Genomic DNA, 24,652 nt, shown 5'->3' with positions numbered 1-24,652 from the left:
CTTCCGGGTCAGAGCTTGGCGATGGAGACTTCGGTGGACTTGACCAGCGCCACCACATCGGAGCCCACGACCAGGGCCAGGTCGTCCACCGAGCGGGTGGTGATGACCGACGTGACGATGCCCCAGGGGGTTTCGACATCGACTTCGGAGACGACGTCGCCGCGAATGATCTCGCGCACTTTGCCCTTGAACTGGTTGCGGACGTTGATGGCTTGGATGGACATGAAAAGGCTCCTGGAAGATGGGGAAAAAATGGGCGGATGCTGGGGCGGAGGCCCGTGTCGACAACGATCTGTCGCACCGGGCAACCTGCCGTGCAACCACAAAACTAAACAACCAGAAGCAATGTAAATTAAGTTTCTTATACGAATAAATGGTCATTACTCATAAGCTTTGACTTAGATGTATGGGGCATGAGTTGCAGCCACCACGGCATAAGCGCGGGCCGTGGAAGTGCCCCGGCATCCAGGCCGCACCACCCGATGGCCGCTGCCAAACGCAGCCGCCCCGCCAGACCTTGCGATCTGGCGGGGCGAATGGAAGCGGCCGGTTCAGCCGGGGAAGTCGCTGGTGTCTCAGGCGGGCTGCGGCAGATAGCTCGGCCGCGTGGCCGTCATCGACAGCTTGACGTGCTGCGTGAGCTCATCGGCCAGCACTTCGTCCGCACCGGCGGCCAGGCCGTCCAGCGCGCGCTGCACGATCTGCTCGGGGCTCGACTTGGGGACGTCGAAGCCGCGCGTCAGGTCGGTATCGACATAGGCCATGTGCAAGCCCAGCACCTGCGTCTTTTGCGCCGCCAGTTCGTGGCGCAGCGCGTTGGTCAGCGACCAGGCGGCGGACTTGCTGGCCGAATACGCCGCCAGCTCGCCGCCATTGACCCACGACGCCACCGACAGCACGTTGAGCAGCGCGCCGCCGCCGTTGGTTGCGAGGATGGGTGCAAAGGCCTTGCTCACGCGCAGCACGGCAAAGAAGTTGGTGTCGAAGATGCGGCGGGCCACCTCTTCGCTGTCGGCGTCCATGAAGCCGCCGGGCTGGGCGATGCCGGCGTTGTTGATGACCAGCGTCACATCGGGCGCGGCGGCGGCCGCAGCGGCCACGTCGGCGGGGTTGTTGACGTCCAGGCGCAGGGCCTGCACCCCAGGCTGGGGCGCGACGGTGGCGGGGTCGCGCGCACCGGCGTAGACCTTGCGTGCGCCGCGGGCGAGCAGCTCGCGGGCAAATGCCAAGCCGATGCCGCGGTTGGCACCGGTGATGAGGACGACAGCGTTTTCGATCTTCATGAAAATCTCCAGAGGGACAGGTGGAACGGATGGAAGGTTGGGTGGGGACTGACGGCGTGAGAAAAAGGATGTGCAGCGGCCTGCTGGCTCACACCACGTGGATGACGACCTTGCCCTTGGCACGGCCCGCTTCCACATAGGCCAGGGCGTCGTTGGTGGCGCTGAACGGAAAGACTTTGTCGACCACCGGGCGGATGGCGCCCGCTTCGACAAGGCGCGTGATCTCCTGCAGCTGCGCGCCGTGCGCCCGCATGAAGAGGAACGAGTAGCCCACGCCCAGCGCCTTGGCGCGCCGCCGGGTGCCGGCGCTCAGCAGGCGCATCACCAGCCGCACAAAGCCGGGGGCGCGAATGGCCTGGCCGAATGCCGGGTCGGGCGGGCCGGAGATCGAGACGACCTGGCCGCCGGGCTTGAGCACGCGCAGCGACTTCGCCAGCGCCTTGCCGTCCTGGCTGTGCAGCACGACGTCGTAGTCGCGCAGCACCTCTTCGAAGTCCTGCGTCTTGTAGTCGATGACGACGTCGGCGCCCAGGCTGCGGACCAGCGCCGCATTGCCCGCGCTGGCTGTGGTGGCGACGGTGGCGCCCAGGTGCTTGGCCAGCTGGATGGCAAAGGTGCCCACGCCGCCCGAGCCCGCCTGGATGAAGACCTTTTGGCCTTTTTTCAGTTGCGCCTTCTCCACCAGCGCCTGCCAGGCCGTCAGGCCCACCAGCGGGATCGATGCGGCCTCTTCCATCGTCAGGCCGCGGGGCTTGCGGGCCAGCGACGATGCCTTGACGGCGATGAGTTCTGCAAAGGTGCCGATGCGGAAATCGTCTGCCCGGGCATAGACCTCGTCGCCCGGCTGGAACTGCTGCACGCGCGGCCCCACCCGCACCACCACGCCCGCCACGTCGTGCCCTAGCACCAGCGGCATGGCGTACGGCAGGATGAGCTTGAACTCGCCGCTGCGGATCTTGGCGTCGAGCAGGTTCACGCCGGCGGCATGCACCGCCACCAGCACCTCGTCGTCGCGCAGGTCCGGCGCGGGGACATCGGCGTGCCGCAGTGGGCCCTGCTTGGCGTAGCGGTCGAGGACAAAGGCTTTCATGGGGCTTCCTGGGTAAAGGACACAGCGCTAGGCGGTGCAGATCGCAAGCAAATTCGCATGATGATCATCATATGTAAAGGCAAAAAAAAGCGCGCCGCTGGGAAAGTCAGCCGGGCGCGCCTGGCGGCGTGGCAGGTGCAGCGTCTGCAGCGTGCGTCGAGTTCGTCAGCTGCATCAGGTGCTTGAGCGCGGCCTCGCGCAGGCTGTCCGACAGCGCGGGCTCGTCCACCGCGCGGGACAGCACCAGCGCACCCACCATCGTGGCCATGGTGACGAGCGCCTGTTCGTGGGCTGCGGGCTGGCCCCACTGCGGCGACTGGCGCCCGATGAGGTCGACCATTTCCTTGATATGCCGGGTGGCCACGCGGCGCACCTCGGGTGCCTGGCGCGATGTCTCCGAGCCCAGGGCCGCCAGGGGGCAGCCCATCTCGACACTCTCGACATGTTGGCGCGACAAGTAGGCCGAGAGCATGGCGGCCAGCGCGCGGGGCGACGGCTCGCCGGCCGCGGCGCCGGCCGCCAGCGCTGCGGATTCGGTGCATGCCTTGGCAGCGGCCTCGGCCAGCATGGCCTCGCGGGAGTCGAAGTGCGCATAAAAGGCGCCGTGCGTCAGGCCCGCCTCTTTCATGATGTCCGCCACGCCCGTGCCGTGGTAGCCCTCGCGCCGGATCGCCCGCGAGGCGACCGACACGATGCGCTCGTGCGTGGCCTCCTTGGCAGCAGCTCTGGAATTGGGCGTGGATTTTGGCATGATGCGCATCATACGATATATCGCCATGTGTCGCAATCCGGCCGTCTGCGCCGCTGCTTCTGCGAGGCCCACTCCACCCGAGCCACCCTGCCCCCCCCTCGCCACCAAAGACTCAGGCCCTTCGAAAGGGCCTGAGGAGCGAAAGGCCGCCGTGAGCGTCGCTGCATAGCCCATCTACAAACACTACATTTTTTATAGCGCCTTGCGCCCTACCAGCAAGCGGTAGAGGCTTATATCTCTCTCATCCACTCACAGTTTGGCGATGGACACCTCGGTCGACTTGACCAGCGCCACCACGTCGGAGCCCACGATCAGAGCCAGCTCGTCCACCGAGCGGGTGGTGATGACCGAGGTGACGATGCCCCAGGGCGTTTCGACATCGACCTCGGAGACGACATCGCCGCGCACGATCTCGCGGACTTTGCCTTTGAACTGGTTGCGGACGTTGATGGCTTGGATGGACATGGGGTTCTCCTTGATGGGGCTGTAGGGCGAAGAAAGGAATGACAGAAGACAGAAAGCAAGCAGCGAAAGGCAGCAGGCCGTAGCAACGGCTACACCGCCCAGCGCAGACCATGCGCAGGCACGCCGGGCCACGGCGCTTCGTGCGCCGGCTCGCCGTCGGGCTTTTGCAGCACGCGGTCCAGGATGCGTTTTTCGATCGCCGCAAAGGCGGCGTCACCGTGCGACCGGGGACGCGGCAGGTCGATGCGCTGGTCCAGTGCGATCTGGCCGTCCTCGATCAGGATCACGCGGTCGGCCAGGGCCACGGCCTCCTGCACATCGTGGGTCACCAGCAGTGCGGTGAAGCCGCTGCTGCGCCACAGGCCTTCGATGAGGCGGTGCATCTCGATGCGGGTCAGCGCATCGAGCGCGCCCAGGGGTTCGTCCAGCAGCAGCAGGCGCGGGTTGTGCACCAGGGCACGGGCCAGGGCCACGCGCTGGCGCTGGCCGCCGGACAGGCGCGCGGGCCACTCGGTCAAACGGTCGCCCAGGCCCACGCGGGCCAGCACATCGGCGGCGGCGCCGCGACGCGCGGGCGGCAGGCCCAGGGCCACGTTGTCGGCCACGCGCTTCCAGGGCAAGAGGCGCGAGTCCTGGAACATGATGCGGGTGTCGTCGCTCAGGCCAGCGACATCTTTGCCGTCCAGGCGGATCGCGCCGCCCGAGACGGATTCGAGTCCCGCCACCAGGCGCAGCAGCGTGCTCTTGCCGCAGCCGCTGCGGCCCACGATGGCCACGAACTGGCCGGGCTCGATGACGAGTTCGGTCTTCTTGAGCACGTCGCGGGTGCCGTAGCGCTTGTCCACGCCGCGCACTTCCAGGCGCACGCCTTGTGCGGCGGGGGTGTTGGTCGTCTGGGTCATGGTGTCAGGCTCCGGTCTTGAACAGCGGCACGTCCAGCGCATTCACGCGCTTGGGCAGCAGCTTTTCGGCAAAGAAGGCATCGGCGATGCGTTGTTGTTCGGTCAGCGCCGCGGGCACCACGGCACGCACCTCGTAGCTGCGGCGGCTGTTGGCCAACTCGATCACGCCTGCATCCAGCCCCCACACGGGCGCCAGCAGCGCCGCTGCGTCCTTGGGGCTTTGCTTGACCCACACGCCGGCCTTTTGCAGCTCGTTGAAGAACACGCGCAGCACGTCGGGCCGCGCCTGGGCAAACGGGGTGCCCGCCAGGTAGTAGCGCTGGTAGGAGGCCAGGTCGCGCCCATCGGCCAGCACGCGCACGGCGGACTGCTTTTGCACGGCGGCGAGGAACGGGTCCCACACCACCCAGGCATCGATGGCGCCGCGCTCGAAGGCGGCGCGGCCATCGGCGGGGGTCAGGTACGCAGGCTCGATGTCCTTGAACGACAAGCCGGACTTTTCCAGCGCGGCAATCAGCAAGAAGTGCACACCGGCGGCCTTGGCAAAACCGATCTTCTTGCCCTTGAGGTCGGCCACCGTCTTGATGGGCGAATCGGCGCGCACCACGATGGCCTGGGCCGATGGCGATGGAGACTCCTGCGCCACGAAGGTGAGGTTGGCGCCCGCTGCCTGGGCGAACACCGGCACGGTGTCGGCCACGTCGGCGCTCACATCGATGTTGCCCAGGTTCAGCGCTTCGAGCAGCGGCAGGCCGCTGGTGAACTCGTGCCACGTGACCTTGACGTTGAGCGGCGCAAGCAACTGCTCCAGCGTGCCGCGCGTGCGCAGGATGGTGGTGAGGGTGGACGACTTTTGCAAGCCGATGCGTAATGTTTCAGGCTTGCCCTGCGCGGCGGCCAGGCCGCTCGCCAGCCCGGCGATGGCACCGAGCACGGTGCGACGATGAATGTGGAAAGGGGTGGTCATGTGGTCCGCAATTCTTGGAATGGAGGGTCGGGCTGCAGTGCGCCTTACGGCGTCTGGTAGCCGGGATGCCAGCGCAGCCAGTAGCGCTCCAGGCCCTTGGCGAACAGGTCGGCCAACTTGCCCAGCAGCGCGTACAGCAGGATGCCGACCAGCACGATGTCGGTCTGCAGGAACTCGCGGGCGTTCATCGTGAGGTAGCCGATGCCCGCCTGCGCGGAGATGGTCTCGGCCACGATCAGGATCACCCACATCAGACCCAGCGAGAAGCGCAGGCCCACCAGGATGCTGGAGAGCGCGCCAGGCAGGATGATCTGCTTGTACAGCTGCCAGCGGCTCAGGCCGTAGGTGCGCCCCATCTCGATCAACCCGGGGTCCACATTGCGGATGCCGTGGAAGGTGTTGAGGTAGATCGGAAAGAACACCGACACGCTGATGAGAAACAGCTTGGCCGACTCGTCGATGCCGAACCACAGGATCACCAGCGGAATCAGCGCGAGCGCAGGGATGTTGCGCACCATCTGGATGGTGGAGTCGAGCAAGGTCTCGAACAAGCGCACCGAGCCGGTGAGCAAGCCCAGCAGCAGGCCCAGCCCGCCGCCAATGGCCAGGCCCGCCAGCGCACGGCCGGCGCTCACCTTGACGTGGGTCCACAGCTCGCCCGACACGGTGAGCGTCCAGGCAGCCTTGATGACCTCGAGCGGCGCTGGCAGTACGCGGGTGGACAGCCAGCCTTGCGACGAGGCGATCTGCCACAGCACGATGAGCCCCACGGGCACGGCCCAGGGCAGCAGGCGCTGCAGCAGGCCGGACAGGAAGCGGGACAGCGCTGCAGGCAGCACGGGCTTGTCGATCGGCAGATCGACGGAATCGGCCACAGGCGATACCTGCAGCTCGCGGACGGTCTGGGTTGGGGTCATGGGGTGATTTCCTGTTCGTGATCGGGCTCTAGAAACTCCAGCTGGTTACCGGCCGGGTCCTTGACGTAAAAGCGCAGATAGCCGGGCAGCGCGCGGTTCTCCACCAGCGGAAGGTCGGCCTGCAGCAGGCGGTGGCGCAGGGCCGGCAGGTCCTGCACTTCGAATGCCAGGTGCGACACCGCGGGCGCGGGCTGCCAGTGCTCGGTGGGCACCAGGTCGATGCGCTGGGTGCCCGCGGCAAAGCGCAGCGTGTTGCCCGCCTGCAGGCGCACCTCGGGCAGGCCCAGCAGGCTGGCGTAAAAGCGCCGGATGGGCGCCTCGGCACCGGCCGGAAAGGCCAGCTGCACGTGGTTGATGGACTGGATGCTCATGGCGTGGCTCCTCGTCGGTGCGGTCAGCTTTGCGAAGCGCGTGGCACGAAGTCGTTGGCCACGGTTTCGCCGAAAGGACCCAGCGGGTTGCCGCCGGTGAGCTTCTCGCGCACGGCCAGCGGCAGCAGCGGGAACACCAGCTCGGCAAAGCGGTAGGCCTCTTCGAGGTGGGGGTAGCCCGACAGCACGAAGTGGTCGAGCCCCAGGTCTGCGTATTCCTTGATGCGCGCGGCCACGGTCTCAGGGTCGCCCACCAGGGCCGTGCCCGCGCCACCGCGCACCAGGCCCACGCCCGCCCACAGGTTGGGGCTGATCTCCAGGTCTGCGCGGCTGCGCTTCACGCCCCCGGCATGCAGCGCGGCCATGCGGCGCTGGCCTTCGGAGTCCATGCGTGCGAACACGGACTGGGCGCGCGCCACGGTTTCGTCGTCCACATGGCTGATGAGTTCTTCGGCTGCGGCCCAGGCCTGTGCATCGGTCTCGCGCACGATGACGTGCAGGCGGATGCCGAACTTCACGGTACGGCCGTGCTTGGCAGCGCGGGCGCGCACGTCGGCCACCTTCTTGGCGACCTCGGCCGGGGGCTCGCCCCAGGTGAGGTAGGTTTCGACCTGCTCGGCCGCCAGGTCGTGCGCTGCGTCGGACGAGCCGCCGAAGTACACCGGCGGGTGCGGCTCCTGCAGCGGCGGGAAGAGCAGCTTGGCGCCCTTGACCGACAGGTGCTTGCCTTCGTAGTCGAAGCTTTCGCCCCGGTGGCTGCGCGTGAGGATCTCGCGCCAGATGCGGATGAACTCGGCCGACTGCTCGTAGCGCGTGGCGTGGTCCAGGAACACGCCGTCGCCTTCCAGCTCGGCCCGGTCGCCACCCGTCACCAGATTGACCAGCAGGCGCCCGCCGGAGAGCCGGTCAAACGTGGCGGCCATGCGGGCGGCCAACGCGGGCTGGTGCAGGCCGGGGCGCACGGCGACCAGGAACTTGAGCTTTTTGGTGACCGCCAGCAGGCTCGACGCGATCACCCACGGGTCTTCGCACGAACGGCCGGTGGGGATGAGCACGCCTTCGTAGCCCAGGCTGTCGGCGGCCACTGCCACCTGCTGCAGGTATTCGAGGCTGAGCTGGCGTGCGCCCTTGGCCGTGCCAAGGTAACGGCTGTCGCCGTGGGTAGGGATGAACCAGAAGATTTTCATATCGTCGCGTGCCTTGAACGTGTGCCGTGAGGGGATCAGTAAGAGAAGGCCAGGCCGTAGCCCGCCAGCGAAAAGCCGAAACGCAATGGACAAGCCCGCATGCCGCCCGCCGCCACATCGGCCTGCACACGCCTGCGCGTACGGACCGGCCTGCGCGCCGGTGCCTTCAGGCGCCAGGCGTTGGCCGTGGTGCGCAGCACGCGGCGCGCTGCGTCGTGGACAGGGTTTGCGGAAGCGGTGGGCATGTCAGGGCTCCTTGGTTTCAATTGCGGCGACTGTGTGACGCACGGCCGTTAAAACTGGCGCTGCCGAGGCCAGTGCACCCGTGGATCTGGCTCTGCCAGGCCACCGGGTGCGTCCCCCTCCCGCGCAGCGAGAGAGGGGGAAGGCGCGAAGCGACTCAGGGGGTGCACCCCGCCCCCTACCACGGCGAGCGCGCCACATCGCGCACCTGGATGCGTTTGGGGATCAGCTTCAGGTTGAAGAAGGTGTCGGCAATCTTTTGCTGCTCGGCCAGGATCTCGGGGGTCACCGGGCCGGTGCCGTATTCGGCACGCGACGTGGACAAATCGAGCACGGCCTTGGGGATGCCGAACAGCGGGGCCAGCTCGGCCGCCAGCAGGTCGCGGTTGACCTTCGCCCAGATGTCGATCTTGTTGATCTCTTCGATGGCAATGCGCAGCACATCGGTGTTCTTGTCGGCGTACTGCAGCGACGAGAAGTAATACGCGCGGTTGCCCACCACGCCCGTGGCGTCGGCCAGCAGGCGGGCGTCCAGCGTCTTTTCGGCAGCGGCGGCGAATGGGTCCCAGATCACCCAGGCGTCCACAGAGCCTTTTTCAAAAGCGGCGCGCGCATCGGCAGGCGGCAGGAAGGCCACGTTCACGTCGCTGTACTTCAGGCCGTGCTTCTCCAGCAGCTTGACCAGGAAGTAGTGCACGTTGCTGCCCTTGTTGAGCGCGATCTTCTTGCCCTTGAGGTCGGCCACGGTCTGGATCGGCGAGCCCTTGGGCAGCAGCACGCTCTCGGCCTTGGGGCGGGGCACGGTGGCGGCCACATAGGCCAGCGGGGCGCCTGCAGCCTGCGCAAAAATCGGAGGGGCTTCGCCCACGTCGCCGAAGTCGATGGAGCCGACGTTCAGTGCTTCGAGCTGCACGGGGCCGGCGGTGAACTCGGTCCATTTGATGGAGACACCCAGTGGGGTCAGGCGCTTTTCCAGCGTGCCGCGGCCCTTGAGCAGGCTCAGGAAGCCCTTCTGGTGGCCGATGCGGAACTCACGCGCCGGGGTTGTTTGCGCCAACGCGCCGAAAGCCGGCAGCGCCACAGCGCTGGCCGCACCCTGGACGAGGCGGCGGCGGGACAAAGAGATCGAAGTGGTCATGGTGTTCTTCTAAAAATCAATGCGTGTGCAACGGGCCGGGCATCAGGGCTGCGCGCCGAGCACCACGGCATCGCTCACCTTGATGGCTTTGGGGATCAGCTTCAGCTCGAAGAACGTGTCGGCGATCTTTTGCTGGTCGGCCGCCACCGCAGGCGTGATGGGCTTGACGTTGAATTCATAGCGCTGCAGCGCCAGCTCGACCACGTCCACCGGCAGACCTTGCAGCGGCGCGATCAGCTCTGCGGCCTGGCGCAGGTTCTTCTTGAGCCAGATGCCTTGCGCCACCGAGTCTTCGAACAGCGCTGCGATGACCTTGGGGTTCTTGGTGACGAAGTCGCGCGCGCCCAGGTAGTACTGGTAGTTGTTGACCACGCCGCCCGTGCCGTCGGCCAGCACGCGGGCGCCGGTGGCTCTTTCCGCCGCGGCCTGGAACGGGTCCCAGATCACCCAGGCGTCCACGTTCTTGCTTTCGAACGCTGCGCGGCCGTCGGCCGGGGCCAGGTACACGGGCGTGATGTCGGTGAACTTGAGGCCGTTCTTCTCCAGCTGCTTGACCAGCAGGTAGTGCACGTTGCTGCCCTTGTTGAGCGCGACCTTCTTGCCCTTGAGGTCGGCCACCGACTTGATGGGCGATTCCTTGGTGACGAGGATGGCCTCGGCGCGCGGCGCGGCGGGGTCGTGCCCGAAGTAGACGAACTTGGCGCCTGCGGCCTGGCCGAAGATGGGCGGTGCCTCGCCCACATAGCCGACGTCCACGGCGCCCACGTTCAGGCCTTCAAGCAGTTGGGGCCCCGCCGGAAACTCCACCCACTTCACGCCGAAGCCCAGGGGCGCAAGCTTCTTCTCCAACGTGCCCGTGGCCTTTTGCAGCACGAAGAGGCTGGCGGCCTTCTGGTAGCCGATGCGCAACTCCCCCTTGGTCTGGGCCTGCACCGGCTGTGCCAGCAGGAAGGCGGCGATCAGCACGAAGGCCGTGAAGACCACAAAGCCGATGAACATGTTGCGCAGGGCGGCCAGGCCGCCGGCGGGCTGGGCATGTTGCGCGCGGTCTGAACTGGCTGCGCCGTCGCGTGTCAGTGTGCTCATGGTGAATGTCCTTTGAATCATGGAAAAAGGTGGCGTCTGAACCCGGGCAGTGCTCCGCCCTGCCCACCGCTCGGGGCAGCGGGCCTGTCAAAAAAAGGGGGAAACGAGAAATGCGGGAGCCCGGCCGTGCTGCGGCACCCCACGGTGGGGGCGCGCACGGCGGGCGGTGCCCGTCAGACGCTACATCGCACCTGGGAGAAGTGCACCGGCGCAAACCGCGTGGCCTGGGCGGGCGAGGGGCGCAGGGTTTCCGTGACCAGCACGTTGACGGCCTCGTCCAGCCGCGTGGCGATGTCTTCGTTCACGTGGTAGGCGCCTTCGGGCGTCAGCGTGACCTGGGCATCGGTGGCGTAGATGCCCGGCAGGATGCTCTTGGCACCCAGCGACTGCAGCACGGGGCGCAGCGCATAGTCCAGCGCCAGCATGTGGTGCGGGCTGCCGCCAGTGGCCAGGGGCAACACGATCTTGCCCTTGAGCGCCGTCTGCGGCAGCAGGTCCAGAAAGACCTTGAGCACGCCGCTGTAAGCAGCCTTGTAGACCGGCGTGGCCACCACCAGCACGCTGGCCTGGGCTACCTGGTCCACTGCGCCCACCACCGTGGGATGGCCGAAGTCGGCCAGCAGCAGCGCCTGGGGCGACAGGTCGCGGATGTGGATACGGTCCACCAGCGCGCCGCGCACCGACAGGCGCTGGGCGACAGCGTCCAGCAGAGCGGCGGAGCGGGAACGCTCGGAGGGGCTGCCGGCGATGAGAAGAGCGGACATGAAATGTGTTTCCAGAGGGCGTGACTTGGCCAGCGCCACCGTGGATCCGGCTTCGCCGGGCCACGGGTGGCGCCCCTTGAGGGGAGGCGGCCAAAGGCCGCTTCGGGGTGAACTTACTTCTTGGTGTAGATCTGGTCGAAGCTGGCGTTGTCGGCAAAGTGCTCCTTGGCCGCCTTGTCCCAGCCACCGAACGCGTCGTTGATGGTGAACAGGTTCAGCTTGGGGAACTGCTTGGCGTACTTGGCCTTGGCCTTGTCGGACACAGCGGGGCGGTAGAAGTGCTTGCCGGCGATGTCCTGGCCTTCTTCGGTGTACAGGTACTGCAGGTAGGCTTCGGCCACGGCGCGTGTGCCCTTCTTGTCCACGTTCTTGTCTACCACCGTCACGGCGGGCTCGGCCAGGATGGAGATCGAGGGCGCGATCACGTCGAACTTGGTGCCGAATTCCTTTTCCAGCAGGTAGGCCTCGTTCTCCCAGGCGATCAGCACGTCGCCCTGGTTGCGCTGGGCAAACGTGATGGTGGAGCCGCGCGCGCCGGTGTCCAGCACGGGCACGTTGCCGTACAGCTTGGCCACGAAGTCCTTGGCCTTGGCGTCGCCGCCGTACTTGCGCTTGGCGAATTCCCAGGCGGCCAGGTAGTTCCAGCGGGCGCCGCCCGAGGTCTTGGGGTTGGGCGTGATCACGCTGATGCCGGGCTTGACGAGGTCATCCCAGTCCTTGATGCCCTTGGGGTTGCCCTGGCGCACCACCAGCACGATGGTGGAGGTGTAGGGCGAGCTGTTGTGGGGCAGGCGCTTTTGCCAGTCCTTGGGGATCCAGCCGCCGTTGGTGTGCAGCGCGTCGGTGTCGCCAGCCAGCGCCAGGGTGGCCACGTCGGCGTCCAGCCCGTCGATGATGGAGCGCGCCTGCTTGCCCGAGCCACCGTGGCTTTGCTTGACGGTCACGTCCTGGCCGGTCTTGGCTTTCCAGTGCTTGGCGAATGCCTGGTTGAAGTCGACATACAGCTCGCGGGTGGGGTCGTACGACACGTTGAGCAGCGTCACGGACTGCGCAAACGACGGCAATGCCGTCAGGGCCAAGCTGCCCACCAGGGCGGCGGCGAAGGGAAACTTGATAAAGTCGCGGCGAAAGTTCATTGGGAGGCCTCTTTTTTGGAATGCTGAACGGTGCAAATCACCGATGAAGCGCATTCTGAAAGCCCCTCTACAAAACTGGAACTACTGAGATTTCAGTTCTTTATATCCAAATCATCTGAGCCGCACCACCCCAAGGCACGACTCGCCCCACGTTCATACACAAGGAAACCCCATGGCACGCACCGTCCAATGCATCAAGCTCAACAAGGAAGCCGAGGGCCTCGACTTTCCGCCCTACCCTGGCGAGCTGGGCAAGCGCATCTGGGAGAGCGTGAGCAAGGAAGCCTGGGCCGGCTGGCTCAAGCACCAGACCATGCTGGTCAACGAAAACCGCCTGAACCTGGCCGACGCCCGCGCCCGCCAATACCTGGCGCGGCAGATGGAAAACCATTTTTTTGGCGGTGGCGCAGACGCCGCGGCGGGCTACGTCCCGCCCAGCGCGGAATGAAGCTCAGCGAAATGCAGCGCTGCAAAAATTGGTTTTGCCAAAATCATTTTTTTGGCGGCGGCGCAGACGCCGCGGCCGGCTACGTGCCCCCAGCGAATAAGCCTTCATGTCAGTTTTCCTTAGCGCTGCCAGCCACCTGCAGCTTGTAAAACTGGCGCTGCCCAGGCGAGGTAGCCGCGGAACTGGCTTTGCCAGGCCGCTGGCTGCGTACCCCTCCCGCGCGACGCGTGAGAGAGGGGGAAGGCGCGAAGCGACTCAGGGGGTGCTTCATCTCTGAGCCTGTGAACTGGCTGCCGGACGGCACGCCCTACAGCCCCCGCTTCGGCGACCGTTATCACAGTGAAAAAGGCGGCCTGGACCAGGCCCGCCACGTGTTTTTGCACGGCTGTGGCCTGCCGGCGGCGTGGGCGGGGCAGCCGCAATGGCGCATTCTGGAAACCGGGTTCGGCTTTGGGCTGAACTTCCTGGTGACCTGGGCCGCCTGGCGGGCCGACCCTGCTCGCCCCACCCTGCTGCATTTCGTGTCGACCGAGGCCTGGCCCGTGAGCGCGGCCGACCTGCTGCGCGCCACCACGGCCCACGCCGACCTGGCGCCGCTGGCCGAAGAACTGCACCGCCAATGGTGGGGCCTGCTGCCGGGCGTGCACCGGCTGCGCTTTGACGAGGGCCGTGTGCTGCTCACCCTGTATGTGGGCGACACGCAGGCCATGCTGCGCGCGCAGAGCCTGACGGTGGACGCGGTCTATCTGGACGGCTTCAGCCCGCAGCGCAACCCCGAGATCTGGGACCCGCACACCCTCAAAGCCGTGGCGCGCTGCTGCCGGCGGGGCACGCGGCTGGCCACCTGGACCATTGCGCGCGCCGTGCGCGATGCGCTGGCGCAGTGCGGCTTCGACGTGACGCGCGTACCGGGAGTGCCGCCCAAGCGCGACAACCTGCACGCGGTGTACGACCCGCGTTGGGAGCCCCGCACATCCAACAAGGACTGGTACCAGGGCGCAGGGCTCGCCCCGCAGCCGCCCGGCCGGTGCATCGTGATCGGCGGTGGCCTGGCCGGTGCGGCCACCGCCGCCAGCCTGGCGCGCCGTGGCTGGCAGGTGCAGGTGCTCGACCAGGCCGACGCCCCCGCGGCGGGCGCGTCGGGCCTGCCTGCGGGCGTGTTCGCATCTCACGTGTCGCCCGACGACAGCGTGTTGTCGCGGCTGTCGCGCAGCGGCGTGCGCACCACCTTGCAGCAGGCTGGCTGGCTGCTGAGGGAGGGCGTGGACTGGTCGCCCTGCGGCGTGCTGGAGCACCGCACCGATGGCACGCCGGGCCTGGCGGCCGACTGGGCCGAGGGGTCTGGTGCCGACTGGAGCGAGGTTGCCAGTGCCGAAACCCTGCAGGCTGCGGGCCTGCCTGCGTCCACCACCGCGTGCTGGCACCACCAGGGCGGCTGGGTGCGGCCGCCCCGCCTGGTGGCGGTGCTGATGGCGCAGCCGGGCATCGCTTGGCGGGGGCAGTGCAAAGTGGCGCAATTACGGCGTGTGGAACATGCTCCTGCGGACGGACCAGCCCCACAGCACGAAGACTCGGCCACTGACACAGCGGCCCAGACTTCTTCCCCTGTCGCTACCGGCTACTGGCAGGCCCTGGACGAACACGGTACGGTGCTGGCAGAAGCGCCTGTCGTCATCGTGGCGGCAGGGTCCGGCAGTCCGCACCTGCTGCCGACACACTGGCCCCTGCAACGGGTGCGCGGCCAGGTGTCGTGGGCTGCGGCGGCAGACGGCGCAGATGCGCCTACGGTGCCCTTCCCGGTCAATGGCCACGGCAACATCGTGCCCCGGTTTCCCCACAGCGATGACAAGTCTGACGGCACCAGCGGCGCGGGCGAGGGCGGGCCCCGCCCCACCGCCTGGGTGATGGGCTCCACCTTCGAGCGCGGTGTGAGCGCCCTGCCGCCGTCGCACGCCGACCAGCAGGCCGCGCATGCCACCAACTGGGCCAAGCTGCAGACGCTGCTGCCGGCGGTGGCGCAGCAGCTACAGCCTGCGTTCGATACCGTACTGCCCCCCGACGAGCGCCACGCCGCAGCCGTCAGCACGACGCAAACTCCCGCCGCGATCCAGTCCTGGGCGGGAGTACGCTGCACCGCCGGCGACCGCCTGCCGATCGTCGGCCCGGTCGACCACGCCGCCCTGCCCGGCGTCTGGGTCTGCACCGCCATGGGCGCCCGCGGCCTCACGCTGGCGCTGCTGTGCGCAGAGCTGCTGGCCGCCAGGCTGCAGGGCGAACCCTTGCCGCTAGACGCCAAACTGGCCAAAGCCTTGGGCAGCGAGCGGCTGTGATGGGGCGACGGCCACCCTGCCGAGTCAGCACAGCGACCCCGCTACATCCCGCACCAATCCTTGCTTATACGAAAAACGACATACTGGAAGTCAAAAACAATAGTTTGTTTTCATAAGCGAGGCCTCTACATTCGCTGCCATGCATGAATTGGCGTTTGTTTTTGCGGGGTTTGCGGTGGGGCTGATCGTCGGCCTGACCGGCGTGGGCGGTGGCTCGCTGATGACGCCTGTGCTGATCTTTTTCTTCGGCGTGAAGCCGCACCTGGCCATCGGTACCGACCTGCTGTTCGCCGCCTTCACCAAGATGGGCGGCACGGTCAGCATGGCGCGCCAGCGCCTCGTGCCCTGGCGTGTGGTGGGCCAGCTGTGCGCGGGCAGCATCCCGGCCGCGCTGCTGTCGCTGTGGGCGCTGCAGATCCTGGGCCCCGCCAGCGGCACGGCGCAGCGCATCATGACCACGACGCTGGGCTTTGCGCTGCTGCTGACCGCCGCGGCCACGCTGTACAAGGTGGTGGCCTTCTCGCGCGAACGCCAGGCTGCCGACCATGCCAAGCGTGTGGCCGGTGCCGAGCATGCCACCCGCCCCCGCCACTGGTCCCTGCCCGTGCTGCTGGGCGCCGTGATCGGCACCATGGTCACCTTCACGTCCGTGGGCGCAGGCGCCATCGGCGTCACGGTGCTGCTGCTGGTCTACCCGCTGCTGCCCCTGCCCCGGGTGATCGGCGCCGACATCGCCTACGCGGTGCCGCTGACGCTGGTGGCGGGCCTGGGCCATGCCACGCTGGGCTCGGTGGACTGGCCTTTGCTTGCACAATTGCTGGCTGGCTCGTTGCCGGGCATCTGGCTGGGCTCGCGCCTGGTCACCCGCACGCCTGAACGCCTGATTCGCTCCGCGCTGTCCGTGCTGCTGGCCTGGGCGGGCGCCAAATTAATAATGATCTGATGGGTCCACGATGTACCAATACACCCCTTTCGACAAGAAGTTTGTAGAGCAGCGCGCGCACCAGTTCCGCGACCAGCTCAACCGCTGGCAGGCCGGCAAACTGGCCGAGGACGACTTCCGCCCCCTGCGCCTGCAAAACGGCTGGTACGTGCAGCGCTACGCCCCCATGCTGCGCGTGGCCGTGCCCTACGGCGAGATCGCCAGCCGCCAGCTGCGCGTGCTGGCCACCATCGCCCGCGAGTACGACGAGCCCGAAGCGGCCGTGTTCAAGGCCGCCATGGAAGGCCAGGGCCTGCTGGGCACCACCTTCCTGCCCAAGAACTGCGCCCACTTCACCACGCGCACCAACGTGCAGTTCAACTGGATCCCGCTGTCCAAGAGCGCTGACGTGATGGACCTGCTGGCCACCGTGGACATGCACGGCATCCAGACCAGCGGCAACTGCATCCGCAACACCACCACCGACGCGCTGGCCGGCGTGGCCGTGGACGAGATCGTGGACCCGCGCCCCTACGCGGAAATCATCCGCCAGTGGACCACGCTGCACCCCGAGTTCGCGTTCCTGCCGCGCAAGTTCAAGATCGCCATCAGCGGCGCCAAGGACGACCGCGCCGCCACCGGCTGGCACGACGTGGGCCTGCACCTCATCAAGAACGATGCGGGCGAGATCGGCTTCAAGGTCTTCGTGGGCGGCGGCATGGGCCGCACGCCGGTCATCGGCACGGTGATCCGCGAGTTCCTGCCCTGGAACCAGATCATGAATTACATCGAGGCCATCGTGCGCGTGTACAACGAGCACGGCCGCCGCGACAACAAGTACAAGGCCCGCATCAAGATCCTGGTCAAGTCCGAAGGCCAGCAGTACATCGACGATGTGGAAGAAGAGTACCGCCAGATCGTGGAGATCGACGGTGGCCCGCACACCGTGCCCCAGGCCGAGTTCGACCGCGTGGCCGCGTGCTTCGTGGCGCCCCCGCTGGCCGACATCGCCGACGTGGACCCCGCGGTGCTGCAGGCATCGCTCACGGCCCAGGCCGCCGAGCACGTGGCCTTTGGCCGCTGGCTGCAGCGCAACGTGCATGCGCACCAGAACCCGCAGCTGCGCGCCGTGACGCTGTCCTTCAAGCGCCCCGGCCAGTCGCCCGGCGACGCGACCAGCGAACAGCTGATCGCCGTGGCCGACCTGGTGGACAAGTACTCCTCCGGTGAAGCCCGCGTGACGCACGACCAGAACGTGGTGCTGCCGTGGGTGCACGCCAGCCGCCTGTTCGACCTGTGGGAAGAAGCCAAGGCCCTTGGCTTGGCCAGCGCCAACGTGCAGCTGCTCACCGACATGATCGCCTGCCCTGGCGGCGACTTCTGCGCGCTGGCCAACGCCCGCTCGCTGCCGATTGCCGAGGCCATCACACAGCGCTACCAGGACCTGGACGAGCTCGACGACATCGGCGAGATCGACCTGCACATCAGCGGCTGCATCAACAGCTGCGGCCACCACCACAGCGGCCACATCGGCATCCTGGGCGTCGACAAGGACGGCAAGGAGTGGTACCAGGTCACGCTCGGCGGCTCGGACGGCTCGGACCTGTCGGGCGCCGCGGTGGCCGGCAAGGTGATCGGCCCGTCGTTCTCGGCTGCCGAAGTGCCAGACGTGATTGAAGCCGTGCTGACCACCTACCGCAGCCTGCGTGAAAGCGGCGAGACCTTCCAGAACACCGTGCGCCGCACCGGCCTCGACCCCTTCAAGGAAGCCGCCAAGACTGCCCGCCACCCCGCCAAGGAAGAGCTGGCCACGGCCTGAACGCCAGACGCCAAGCCCTGATAAGACCCATGAAAATTCTTGCCTCCCAAGACCACCAGCCGCCCGCAGAGGGCGATGCCCGCACCGTGGCGCTGGCCAACGATGCCGACGCACTGGCGCTGCCGCTCGACGGCGTCGAGCGCGTGGACCTGCATTTCCCCAACTTCACCGATGGCCGCGCGTTCAGCCAGGCTTTCCTGCTGCGCCGCCGCCGCGGCTTTGCGGGCGACATCCGCGCCACGGGCGACGTGCTGATCGACCAGCTGGTGCAGATGCAGCGCACGGGCTTTTCGTCGGCCGTGCTGCGCGATGGCGTGGACCCGGCCGACGCGCAGCGCCAGTTCGAGATGTTCCCTGGCTTCTACCAGGGCGACGCGGTGCACCCGCAGCCCATCTTTGCCGACAAGGCTGCCGCCTGAGCCAGGCCGCAGCGCTGCTACGCACACCCACGAGCACCCCACCATGAGCCAATTCGATCTCGCACGCGTCAATGCCGACCTGGGCCGCAACGCCGAAGGCCTCGTCGCCTGGGCACTGGGCTTGGGCCAAAGCCCCATCGTCACCACCAACTTCCGCCCGTTCGAGGCGGTGATCCTGCACATGGTGTCCGCGGTGAACCCTGTTGTGCCGGTGGTCTGGATGGACAACGGCTACAACACCGACGCCACCTACCGCTTTGCCGACGAGGTGACAAAGCAGCTGGGCCTGAACCTCAAGATCTACCTGCCGCTGCGCTCGCGCGCGCACCGCGAGGCCGTGGAGGGCCCAACGCCAGCATTGGACGACCCGCGCCACGCTGCGTTCACCGAAGAAGTGAAGCTCGAGCCGTTTGCCCGCGCCCTGCGCGAGACCGCGCCCAAGGTCTGGTTCACCGCACTGCGCGCCACCGACACCGCCGTGCGCGCGCAGATGGACCCAGTGAGCATCAACCCCGACGGCCTGATCAAGGTGGCGCCGCTGCTGCACTGGTCGTCCAAAGAGCTGCACGAGTACTGCGTCAAGCACGGCCTGCCCAACAACTTCGACTACGTGGACCCGACCAAGGGCGAAGACAACCGTGAGTGCGGCCTTCACATAGCTCACTGATACCCAGAAACCGTTCACGCTGAGCTTGTCGAAGCGCCGCGCAGAGCTTCAACAAGCCTGTCCTGAGCCTGTCGACGGGCTCAGCCCGAACGGTTCTGATGGTTCGAACGCGCATCCGCACGAAACACCACCGATCCCACCATGAACGCCCGCACCGATGCCGCGCAGCTGCAGAACAACGACATGAGCTACCACCTGAACAACTCGCACCTGGACGCGCTGGAAGAAGAAACCATCTTCATCCTGCGTGAAGTCGCCGCCGCCTTCGAGCGCCCCACCCTGCTGTTCTCGGGCGGCAAGGACTCGCTGGTGATGCTCAAGTGCGCCGAGAAAGCCTTTGGCACCAAGGCCAGCGGCGGCGGCATTCCGTACCCGCTGCTCATGATCGACACGGGCCACAACTTCCCCGAGGTGACGGACTTCCGCGACTTCCGCGCCAAGGAACTGGGCGCCGAACTCATCGTGCGCAGCGTCGAAGACTCGATGGCGCGCGGCACCGTGCGCCTGTCGCACCCCGGCGAGAGCCGCAACGTGCACCAGTCGGTCACGCTGCTCGAAGCGATCGAGGAATTCCGCTTCGACGCCCTCATCGGCGGCGCGCGCCGCGACGAGGAAAAGGCCCGCGCCAAGGAGCGCATCTTCTCGCACCGCGACAGCTTCGGCCAATGGCAGCCCAAGGCCCAGCGGCCCGAGCTGTGGACCCTGTTCAACACCCGCCTGCAGCCCAATGAGCACTTTCGCGTGTTCCCGATCAGCAACTGGACCGAGCTCGATGTCTGGCAGTACATCGACCGCGAAAGCATTGCGCTGCCCAGCATCTACTACACCCACAAGCGCCAGGTGGTGGACCGCAAGGGCCTCCTGATGCCGGTGACCGAGCTGACCCCGCCGCGCGATGGCGATGTGGTGGAGACGCGCGACGTGCGCTTTCGCACCGTGGGCGACATCACCTGCACCGCACCGGTGGAGAGCACCGCCGCCACCGCGGCCGACATCGTGATCGAGACCCTGGCCGCCGACGTCAGCGAGCGTGGCGCCACGCGCATGGACGACAAGACGAGCGACGCTTCGATGGAGAAGCGCAAAAAAGACGGCTATTTTTGAGACGGGTACTCTGATGACCACTATGAATTCGATAGCTAGCAGCGCTTTGCAGGCAAGCGGTACAGCCCCAAACAACCATGCTTCCGCCCTGAAGTTCATCACCTGCGGGTCGGTGGACGACGGCAAGAGCACGCTGATCGGCCGCCTGCTGGTGGACAGCAAGGCCGTGCTGCAGGACCACCTGGCCGGCGTGCAGCGCCAGGGCGAGACCGACCTGGCCCTGCTGACCGACGGCCTCTCCGCCGAGCGCGAGCAGGGCATCACCATCGACGTGGCGTACCGCTACTTCGCCACCGAAGAGCGCAAGTTCATCATCGGCGACGCACCCGGCCACGAGCAGTACACCCGCAACATGGTCACGGCCGCCAGCAGCGCCGACGCGGCCGTGGTGCTGGTCGATGCCACCAAGCTCGACTGGAAGAACGCCGGCCTGGCCCTGCTGCCGCAGACCCGCCGCCACAGCCTGCTGGCCCACCTGCTGCGCGTGCATTCGCTGGTGTTCGCCGTGAACAAGCTCGACGCAGTGGAAGACCCCGCGCTCGCCTGGAAGCACATCCAGGGCGCATTGGCCGCGTTCGCCCAGGCCGCCGGCATCGCCGTGCGTGCGACGGTGCCCGTGTCGGCCCTCAAGGGCTGGAACGTGGTGGACGCCCACGCCGGCTGGTGCGGCTATGAAGGCCCCACGCTGCTGCAGGTGCTGGAAGAGCTGCCCAACACGCCCGCCGACACTGGCCTGCCCCTGGCCTTCCCGGTGCAGTGGGTCGAAAAAACCTCGTCCTCGTCGTCGGACACATCCCAGGGCCGCCGCGTGTTCTGGGGCCGTGTGGCGTCTGGCATCGTAGCGCCCGGCACCGCCGTGCAGATCTTCCCCAGTGGTCAGCTCGCCACCGTGGCCCAGGTGCTGGACCATGCCCGCCGCCCTGCCGGTGTGCCCGCAGGCACCAGCGCCGGCATCATCCTGGACCGCGAGGTGGACGTCTCGCGCGGCGATTGGATCCTGGCCGCACCCACGGCGGCTGCCGCTGCGCCGGCGGACGACGACTTCGGCGACACCCCGGCCGCCGCACCCGCCTGGCCCGCCAGCCGTGAGTTGCGCACCACGGTGGCGTGGATGGACGACGAACCCCTGGTCGCCGGCCGCGTGTACTGGGCGCTGCACGGCCACCGCTGGGTCAAGGCCAAGGTGAAAGCCGTGGTCCACAAGCTCAACATCAACACACTGGCCGAAGAAGCCGCCACGCAGCTCGACCCCAACGCCATCGGCCATGTGGATTTGTTGCTGCAAGAGGCCATCCCGGCGGCTGCGTTCGGCACGGCACGCGTGCTCGGTTCCCTGATCCTGGTGGACACCGCCAGCCACAAGACGGCCGGCGCCGTGCTGGTGAACTGATCCACATCAGGCCAGAGACGGGTTGGCCCTCCATCGCATGACCAGGCGGGAGCCGCAGACAGTGCTTTGGCACGGCAAGGCGAACCAACGACGTCAGGCGTTTGAAGGCAAATTCGTAAGACATCCCTCCCAAGAGAGGGGCCCTGTAACCAAAGGTCGGTGAAAGCTTTTAAAATCGAGGGTTTTCACCGACCCACACAACACTGTCATGACCCACGTCGTCTCCGAAAACTGCATCAAGTGCAAGTACACCGATTGTGTGGACGTGTGCCCTGTGGACTGCTTCCGCGAAGGCCCGAACATGCTCGTCATCGATCCCGATGAGTGCATCGACTGCGCCGTGTGCATCCCCGAGTGCCCGGCCAACGCCATCTTTGCCGAAGAAGACCTGCCCGCAGACCAGATCGCCTTCATCAAGATCAACGCCGACCTGGCCTTTGCCGACGGCTGGAAGAGCATCACCAAGCGCAAGCCCGCCCTGCCCGACGCCGACGAATGGAATGGCAAACCGGGCAAAGTCAACGAATTGGTGAAGTGAGCTCCCCCCTGAGCCGCTTCGCGTCATCCCCCCTGAGGGGGGACGCCACCCGTGGCCTGGCAAAGCCAGTTCCACGGTGGCACTCGCCTTGGGCAGCGTCAGTTTTTTGCGCCAGCGCCGGTCTTTGGCGATACGCATGATTCAAGAAACGGATGCCGTCGTCATCGGTGCGGGCCCCGTCGGCCTGTTCCAGGTCTTCCAGCTGGGCCTGCAGGGCATCACCGCCCACCTGATCGACGCCCTGCCCCATGCGGGCGGCCAGTGCGTCGAGCTGTATGGCGACAAGCCCATCTACGACATTCCGGGCATTCCGGTGTGCACCGGGCGCGAGCTGGCGGCGCTGCTGCTGCGGCAGATCGAGCCCTTCAACACCCACTGGCACCTTAACACGCTGGTCGCTGCGCTGTCTCTACAGGACGACGGGCGGCTACTGGTGGAAACATCGCAGGGCGCGCAGTTGCTGGCCCGCAGCGTGTTCATCGCGGCGGGCGTGGGCGCTTTTGTGCCGCGCGCGCTCAAGGTCGATGGCATCGAGCAATATGTGGGCACGCAGGTGCACTACCAAAGCCTGCCTGCCAACACCGAGCTGGCCGGGCAGCATGTGGTGGTGCACGGGGGCGACGAGCCCGCCGTGGCGCGTGCAGTGGAGCTGGCCGAGCAAGGCCAGGCCACCCGCGTGAGCCTGCTGCACCGCCGCGATGTGTTCCAGGCGCCTGACGCCCTGCTTCAGCGGCTGCAGCAACTGCGGGACGCAGGCCGCATCCATGTCGAGGCCGCGCAGATCACCGGCATCAAGGCCACAGGCGACCGGCTGGCCGCACTGAAGCTGGTGGATGCCGATGGCAGCACCCGCGCGCTGGCGCTGGACCTGCTGGTGCCGGTGCTGGGCATCTCGCCGCGCCTGGGGCCGATTGCCGACTGGGGCCTGGCCATGGACCGCAAGCAGCTGGTGGTGGACACCGAGGCGTTTCGCACCAGCGTGCCGGGCATCTACGCGGTGGGCGACATCAACACCTACCCCGGCAAGCGCAAGCTGATCCTGTGCGGCTTTCATGAAGCCACGCTCGCGGCCTTTGGCGCGGCGGAGGCGCTTAAGGGCGACAAGGTGGCGCTGCAGTACACGACCACCAGCCCACGGCTTCACCAGCTGCTGGGTGTTGCACCGGCCGCCAACGCCTAGACCGCTGGCGCGCAGCCCGCTTCGGCGGCGGTGCGCGCAATCAACCTCTGCCAGACGAACTACCGCGCGCACCGTGTACCGGGTCGCTGCGCGGCTTTTGGCTGTGTGACTGCAGCGGCATGGCGAGCACACCGCCATGCTCTCCAGGCTCAGAAAAAAGCACAAAATGTCCAATTGGCGCGAGGGCGGTCGGCACGATGGCGTCTCCCTTCAACACCCATCGGAGCACCACCATGAGCCCACAACCCCTTCAATCCATCTGGGACACCTACACCGCGTCGTGGAAGACCGACTCGGCCGCCGAGCGCGACGCGCTGTTCGGACAGTCGCTCGACCCTGCCTGCACCTATAACGACCCGCTGGCCGCTACGCAGGGCTGGACGCAGCTGACAGCCTACATGGACGACTTTCACCGCCAGGTGCCCGGCGGCCACTTCGTGACCCATTACTTTGCCAGCCACCACCAGCAGAGCATTGCCAAATGGAACATGCTGGACGGCAACGGCCAGGTGATCGGCGAAGGGGTGAGCTACGGCCGCTACAACGGCGACAACCGGCTGGTGGCCATGACCGGCTTCTTCGAAACCCCTTGACCCACAGGCCCGACTCCCGTGCTGCATTTGCGACAACTCCAGGAGGGCATCGACTTCATCGAGGCCCATCTCGAATCCGACATCGAGCTGGCCGACGTGGCACGGGCCGCGGGCCTGAGCCAGTGGCACTTCCAGCGCATCTTCAAGGCGCTGACCCACGAGACCTTGAAGACCTACATCCGCTCGCGCCGGTTTGCCAAGGCGCTGGAGCAACTGGCCAGCACCCGCCTGAGCGTGCTGGACATCGCGCTGGCCGCGGGCTACGACACCCAGGAGAGCTTCACCCGTGCGTTCAAGGACTGCTTTCGGCTGACCCCGTCGCAGTACCGCAAGATGGGCAATCGCTCGCTCTTCGTGCGCAAGATCATGCTGGACCCGAGCTACCTGGCGCACCTGCGGCACAACGTCTCGCTGACACCCGCGATGGAAGCCCGGCCGGCGATGCGCATGGTGGGCCTGCCCACCGACTACTACGGCATCGACTCCGAAAAAAACAACCTGGGCCAGAAGCTGCCACCCCTGTGGGGACAGTTCATTCCGCGGCTGAAAGAAATAGCCAATGCGGTGCCCGGCGTCTGCTACGGCGTGGTGGCACCGGCCGCGCCCGACAGCGAGCAGCTGCGCTACCTGGCCAGCACCGAGGTCCAAGGCCCCGGCGATGTGCCGCCGGGCATGGCTGCGCTGGAGCTTCCAGCAGCGACCTATGCACGGTTCACCCACCGCGGCCCGGCCCAGAAGGTCGATGCCACGGTCAACTACATCTACGGCAGCTGGATGATGTCGTCCGGCCAGGCCCATTCCCTGGGACCGGACCTGGAGATCTACGATGCGCAGTACCACCCGACGTCCGAGCAGTCGGTGATGCACTACGCGATCCCCGTGAGGCCCCCGGGAGCTTGAACAGCCATCACGGCGCAGCGCCGTGAACGCCGTTACTGCGGT

At 66.9% G+C, this 24,652-nt stretch carries 27 protein-coding genes; 12 read left to right on the top strand and 15 right to left on the bottom strand.

Annotation, left to right across the window (positions count from 1 at the left end; all coding sequences use genetic code 11):
- Nucleotides 1-8: 8 nt before the first annotated feature.
- The 15 genes from ASF16_RS14260 to ASF16_RS14190 form a co-directional block, all read right to left on the bottom strand.
- Nucleotides 9-224 carry a molybdopterin-binding protein gene (locus ASF16_RS14260; protein ID WP_056168199.1) on the bottom strand — a complete coding sequence of 72 codons (216 nt, stop codon included), beginning with the start codon at nucleotides 222-224 and terminating at the stop codon, nucleotides 9-11.
- Between the two features lie 351 nt (nucleotides 225-575).
- On the bottom strand, nucleotides 576-1,283 hold the full coding sequence (locus ASF16_RS14255) for an SDR family oxidoreductase (protein WP_056168194.1): 708 nt from the start codon (nucleotides 1,281-1,283) through the stop codon (nucleotides 576-578).
- Between the two features lie 88 nt (nucleotides 1,284-1,371).
- A complete protein-coding gene (locus tag ASF16_RS14250; RefSeq protein WP_056168193.1) occupies nucleotides 1,372-2,373 on the bottom strand; it encodes an NADP-dependent oxidoreductase in 1,002 nt (333 codons plus the stop codon).
- Nucleotides 2,374-2,479: 106 nt separating this feature from the next.
- Complete coding sequence (locus ASF16_RS14245) at nucleotides 2,480-3,136, bottom strand: TetR/AcrR family transcriptional regulator (protein WP_082516922.1); 657 nt, start codon at nucleotides 3,134-3,136, stop codon at nucleotides 2,480-2,482.
- A 237-nt stretch (nucleotides 3,137-3,373) separates the two neighbouring features.
- Nucleotides 3,374-3,589 (bottom strand): molybdopterin-binding protein, encoded by a 216-nt coding sequence (locus tag ASF16_RS14240; protein WP_056168190.1) that lies wholly within the window; start codon nucleotides 3,587-3,589, stop codon nucleotides 3,374-3,376.
- A gap of 89 nt (nucleotides 3,590-3,678) precedes the next feature.
- The gene (locus ASF16_RS14235; protein ID WP_056168188.1) at nucleotides 3,679-4,491 is read right to left on the bottom strand and encodes an ATP-binding cassette domain-containing protein; all 813 of its coding nucleotides are present in this window, start codon (nucleotides 4,489-4,491) and stop codon (nucleotides 3,679-3,681) included.
- A 4-nt stretch (nucleotides 4,492-4,495) separates the two neighbouring features.
- The gene (locus ASF16_RS14230) at nucleotides 4,496-5,458 is read right to left on the bottom strand and encodes an aliphatic sulfonate ABC transporter substrate-binding protein (RefSeq protein ID WP_056168185.1); all 963 of its coding nucleotides are present in this window, start codon (nucleotides 5,456-5,458) and stop codon (nucleotides 4,496-4,498) included.
- A 44-nt stretch (nucleotides 5,459-5,502) separates the two neighbouring features.
- Nucleotides 5,503-6,375, bottom strand: a complete 873-nt coding sequence (gene ssuC, locus ASF16_RS14225; protein WP_056168182.1) for an aliphatic sulfonate ABC transporter permease SsuC — start codon at nucleotides 6,373-6,375, stop codon at nucleotides 5,503-5,505.
- Complete coding sequence (locus ASF16_RS14220) at nucleotides 6,372-6,746, bottom strand: VOC family protein (RefSeq protein WP_056168179.1); 375 nt, start codon at nucleotides 6,744-6,746, stop codon at nucleotides 6,372-6,374. The genes ssuC and ASF16_RS14220 overlap by 4 nt, the downstream gene beginning before the upstream one ends.
- Nucleotides 6,747-6,769: 23 nt before the next feature.
- Nucleotides 6,770-7,933 (bottom strand): FMNH2-dependent alkanesulfonate monooxygenase, encoded by a 1,164-nt coding sequence (gene ssuD, locus ASF16_RS14215; RefSeq protein WP_056168176.1) that lies wholly within the window; start codon nucleotides 7,931-7,933, stop codon nucleotides 6,770-6,772.
- A 35-nt stretch (nucleotides 7,934-7,968) separates the two neighbouring features.
- A complete protein-coding gene (locus tag ASF16_RS14210) occupies nucleotides 7,969-8,178 on the bottom strand; it encodes a hypothetical protein (protein WP_056168174.1) in 210 nt (69 codons plus the stop codon).
- Between the two features lie 176 nt (nucleotides 8,179-8,354).
- The gene (locus ASF16_RS14205; protein WP_056168171.1) at nucleotides 8,355-9,314 is read right to left on the bottom strand and encodes a sulfonate ABC transporter substrate-binding protein; all 960 of its coding nucleotides are present in this window, start codon (nucleotides 9,312-9,314) and stop codon (nucleotides 8,355-8,357) included.
- A 42-nt stretch (nucleotides 9,315-9,356) separates the two neighbouring features.
- A complete protein-coding gene (locus ASF16_RS14200; RefSeq protein ID WP_082516979.1) occupies nucleotides 9,357-10,313 on the bottom strand; it encodes a sulfonate ABC transporter substrate-binding protein in 957 nt (318 codons plus the stop codon).
- A gap of 260 nt (nucleotides 10,314-10,573) precedes the next feature.
- Entirely contained in the window at nucleotides 10,574-11,164 is a 591-nt protein-coding gene (gene ssuE / locus ASF16_RS14195) for an NADPH-dependent FMN reductase (protein ID WP_056168169.1), read from the bottom strand.
- Between the two features lie 113 nt (nucleotides 11,165-11,277).
- Nucleotides 11,278-12,300, bottom strand: a complete 1,023-nt coding sequence (locus ASF16_RS14190; RefSeq protein WP_056168167.1) for a sulfate ABC transporter substrate-binding protein — start codon at nucleotides 12,298-12,300, stop codon at nucleotides 11,278-11,280.
- Between the two features lie 172 nt (nucleotides 12,301-12,472).
- Between ASF16_RS14190 and ASF16_RS14185 the strand changes: the two genes are divergently transcribed.
- From ASF16_RS14185 to ASF16_RS14130, 12 genes are all read left to right on the top strand, one after another.
- Nucleotides 12,473-12,748 (top strand): oxidative damage protection protein, encoded by a 276-nt coding sequence (locus tag ASF16_RS14185; protein WP_056168164.1) that lies wholly within the window; start codon nucleotides 12,473-12,475, stop codon nucleotides 12,746-12,748.
- Nucleotides 12,749-13,017: 269 nt separating this feature from the next.
- Entirely contained in the window at nucleotides 13,018-15,078 is a 2,061-nt protein-coding gene (gene mnmC, locus ASF16_RS14180; RefSeq protein ID WP_056169225.1) for an FAD-dependent 5-carboxymethylaminomethyl-2-thiouridine(34) oxidoreductase MnmC, read from the top strand.
- Between the two features lie 139 nt (nucleotides 15,079-15,217).
- Nucleotides 15,218-16,021 carry a sulfite exporter TauE/SafE family protein gene (locus ASF16_RS14175; protein ID WP_056168162.1) on the top strand — a complete coding sequence of 268 codons (804 nt, stop codon included), beginning with the start codon at nucleotides 15,218-15,220 and terminating at the stop codon, nucleotides 16,019-16,021.
- Nucleotides 16,022-16,031: 10 nt separating this feature from the next.
- Nucleotides 16,032-17,819: a nitrite/sulfite reductase gene (locus ASF16_RS14170; protein WP_056168159.1), complete on the top strand. Its 1,788-nt coding sequence runs from the start codon at nucleotides 16,032-16,034 to the stop codon at nucleotides 17,817-17,819.
- 29 nt (nucleotides 17,820-17,848) lie between these two features.
- Nucleotides 17,849-18,238: a DUF934 domain-containing protein gene (locus ASF16_RS14165; RefSeq protein ID WP_056168156.1), complete on the top strand. Its 390-nt coding sequence runs from the start codon at nucleotides 17,849-17,851 to the stop codon at nucleotides 18,236-18,238.
- A gap of 43 nt (nucleotides 18,239-18,281) precedes the next feature.
- Nucleotides 18,282-18,905 (top strand): phosphoadenosine phosphosulfate reductase family protein, encoded by a 624-nt coding sequence (locus ASF16_RS14160; protein ID WP_056168151.1) that lies wholly within the window; start codon nucleotides 18,282-18,284, stop codon nucleotides 18,903-18,905.
- A 141-nt stretch (nucleotides 18,906-19,046) separates the two neighbouring features.
- Nucleotides 19,047-20,009, top strand: coding sequence for a sulfate adenylyltransferase subunit CysD (gene cysD / locus ASF16_RS14155; RefSeq protein WP_056168149.1), 963 nt, complete (start codon nucleotides 19,047-19,049; stop codon nucleotides 20,007-20,009).
- A 13-nt stretch (nucleotides 20,010-20,022) separates the two neighbouring features.
- Nucleotides 20,023-21,399, top strand: coding sequence for a GTP-binding protein (locus tag ASF16_RS14150; protein WP_056168146.1), 1,377 nt, complete (start codon nucleotides 20,023-20,025; stop codon nucleotides 21,397-21,399).
- Nucleotides 21,400-21,607: 208 nt separating this feature from the next.
- Entirely contained in the window at nucleotides 21,608-21,937 is a 330-nt protein-coding gene (gene fdxA, locus ASF16_RS14145) for a ferredoxin FdxA (RefSeq protein WP_056168144.1), read from the top strand.
- A gap of 136 nt (nucleotides 21,938-22,073) precedes the next feature.
- Nucleotides 22,074-23,117 (top strand): NAD(P)/FAD-dependent oxidoreductase, encoded by a 1,044-nt coding sequence (locus tag ASF16_RS14140; RefSeq protein WP_056168141.1) that lies wholly within the window; start codon nucleotides 22,074-22,076, stop codon nucleotides 23,115-23,117.
- A 233-nt stretch (nucleotides 23,118-23,350) separates the two neighbouring features.
- Entirely contained in the window at nucleotides 23,351-23,710 is a 360-nt protein-coding gene (locus tag ASF16_RS14135; RefSeq protein WP_056168138.1) for a hypothetical protein, read from the top strand.
- Nucleotides 23,711-23,728: 18 nt separating this feature from the next.
- On the top strand, nucleotides 23,729-24,610 hold the full coding sequence (locus ASF16_RS14130) for a GyrI-like domain-containing protein (protein WP_056168135.1): 882 nt from the start codon (nucleotides 23,729-23,731) through the stop codon (nucleotides 24,608-24,610).
- The last annotated feature ends 42 nt before the right edge of the window (nucleotides 24,611-24,652 follow it).

The sequence above is a fragment of the Acidovorax sp. Leaf78 genome (genome assembly GCF_001422735.1).
Classification (GTDB): Bacteria; Pseudomonadota; Gammaproteobacteria; order Burkholderiales; family Burkholderiaceae_C; genus Acidovorax.
Note: the sequence above shows the minus strand (reverse complement) of the source record. Positions and strands in the feature narration are given on the sequence as shown.

Excerpts from the sequence above, each read along its gene's own strand:
- ssuE (WP_056168169.1), bottom strand. The coding sequence starts at position 11,164 with ATGTCCGCTCTTCTCATCGCCGGCAGCCCCTCCGAGCGTTCCCGCTCC.
- ASF16_RS14240 (WP_056168190.1), bottom strand. The coding sequence starts at position 3,589 with ATGTCCATCCAAGCCATCAACGTCCGCAACCAGTTCAAAGGCAAAGTC.
- ASF16_RS14260 (WP_056168199.1), bottom strand. The coding sequence starts at position 224 with ATGTCCATCCAAGCCATCAACGTCCGCAACCAGTTCAAGGGCAAAGTG.
- ASF16_RS14235 (WP_056168188.1), bottom strand. The coding sequence starts at position 4,491 with ATGACCCAGACGACCAACACCCCCGCCGCACAAGGCGTGCGCCTGGAA.
- ASF16_RS14185 (WP_056168164.1), top strand. The coding sequence starts at position 12,473 with ATGGCACGCACCGTCCAATGCATCAAGCTCAACAAGGAAGCCGAGGGC.
- ASF16_RS14205 (WP_056168171.1), bottom strand. The coding sequence starts at position 9,314 with ATGACCACTTCGATCTCTTTGTCCCGCCGCCGCCTCGTCCAGGGTGCG.
- ASF16_RS14210 (WP_056168174.1), bottom strand. The coding sequence starts at position 8,178 with ATGCCCACCGCTTCCGCAAACCCTGTCCACGACGCAGCGCGCCGCGTG.
- ssuC (WP_056168182.1), bottom strand. The coding sequence starts at position 6,375 with ATGACCCCAACCCAGACCGTCCGCGAGCTGCAGGTATCGCCTGTGGCC.
- ASF16_RS14250 (WP_056168193.1), bottom strand. The coding sequence starts at position 2,373 with ATGAAAGCCTTTGTCCTCGACCGCTACGCCAAGCAGGGCCCACTGCGG.
- ASF16_RS14220 (WP_056168179.1), bottom strand. The coding sequence starts at position 6,746 with ATGAGCATCCAGTCCATCAACCACGTGCAGCTGGCCTTTCCGGCCGGT.
- fdxA (WP_056168144.1), top strand. The coding sequence starts at position 21,608 with ATGACCCACGTCGTCTCCGAAAACTGCATCAAGTGCAAGTACACCGAT.
- ASF16_RS14175 (WP_056168162.1), top strand. The coding sequence starts at position 15,218 with ATGCATGAATTGGCGTTTGTTTTTGCGGGGTTTGCGGTGGGGCTGATC.
- ASF16_RS14140 (WP_056168141.1), top strand. The coding sequence starts at position 22,074 with ATGATTCAAGAAACGGATGCCGTCGTCATCGGTGCGGGCCCCGTCGGC.
- ASF16_RS14200 (WP_082516979.1), bottom strand. The coding sequence starts at position 10,313 with ATGTTCATCGGCTTTGTGGTCTTCACGGCCTTCGTGCTGATCGCCGCC.
- ASF16_RS14160 (WP_056168151.1), top strand. The coding sequence starts at position 18,282 with ATGAGCCAATTCGATCTCGCACGCGTCAATGCCGACCTGGGCCGCAAC.
- ASF16_RS14190 (WP_056168167.1), bottom strand. The coding sequence starts at position 12,300 with ATGAACTTTCGCCGCGACTTTATCAAGTTTCCCTTCGCCGCCGCCCTG.
- ASF16_RS14135 (WP_056168138.1), top strand. The coding sequence starts at position 23,351 with ATGAGCCCACAACCCCTTCAATCCATCTGGGACACCTACACCGCGTCG.
- ASF16_RS14165 (WP_056168156.1), top strand. The coding sequence starts at position 17,849 with ATGAAAATTCTTGCCTCCCAAGACCACCAGCCGCCCGCAGAGGGCGAT.
- ASF16_RS14230 (WP_056168185.1), bottom strand. The coding sequence starts at position 5,458 with ATGACCACCCCTTTCCACATTCATCGTCGCACCGTGCTCGGTGCCATC.
- ASF16_RS14150 (WP_056168146.1), top strand. The coding sequence starts at position 20,023 with ATGACCACTATGAATTCGATAGCTAGCAGCGCTTTGCAGGCAAGCGGT.
- ASF16_RS14170 (WP_056168159.1), top strand. The coding sequence starts at position 16,032 with ATGTACCAATACACCCCTTTCGACAAGAAGTTTGTAGAGCAGCGCGCG.
- cysD (WP_056168149.1), top strand. The coding sequence starts at position 19,047 with ATGAACGCCCGCACCGATGCCGCGCAGCTGCAGAACAACGACATGAGC.
- ASF16_RS14245 (WP_082516922.1), bottom strand. The coding sequence starts at position 3,136 with ATGATGCGCATCATGCCAAAATCCACGCCCAATTCCAGAGCTGCTGCC.
- ASF16_RS14255 (WP_056168194.1), bottom strand. The coding sequence starts at position 1,283 with ATGAAGATCGAAAACGCTGTCGTCCTCATCACCGGTGCCAACCGCGGC.
- ssuD (WP_056168176.1), bottom strand. The coding sequence starts at position 7,933 with ATGAAAATCTTCTGGTTCATCCCTACCCACGGCGACAGCCGTTACCTT.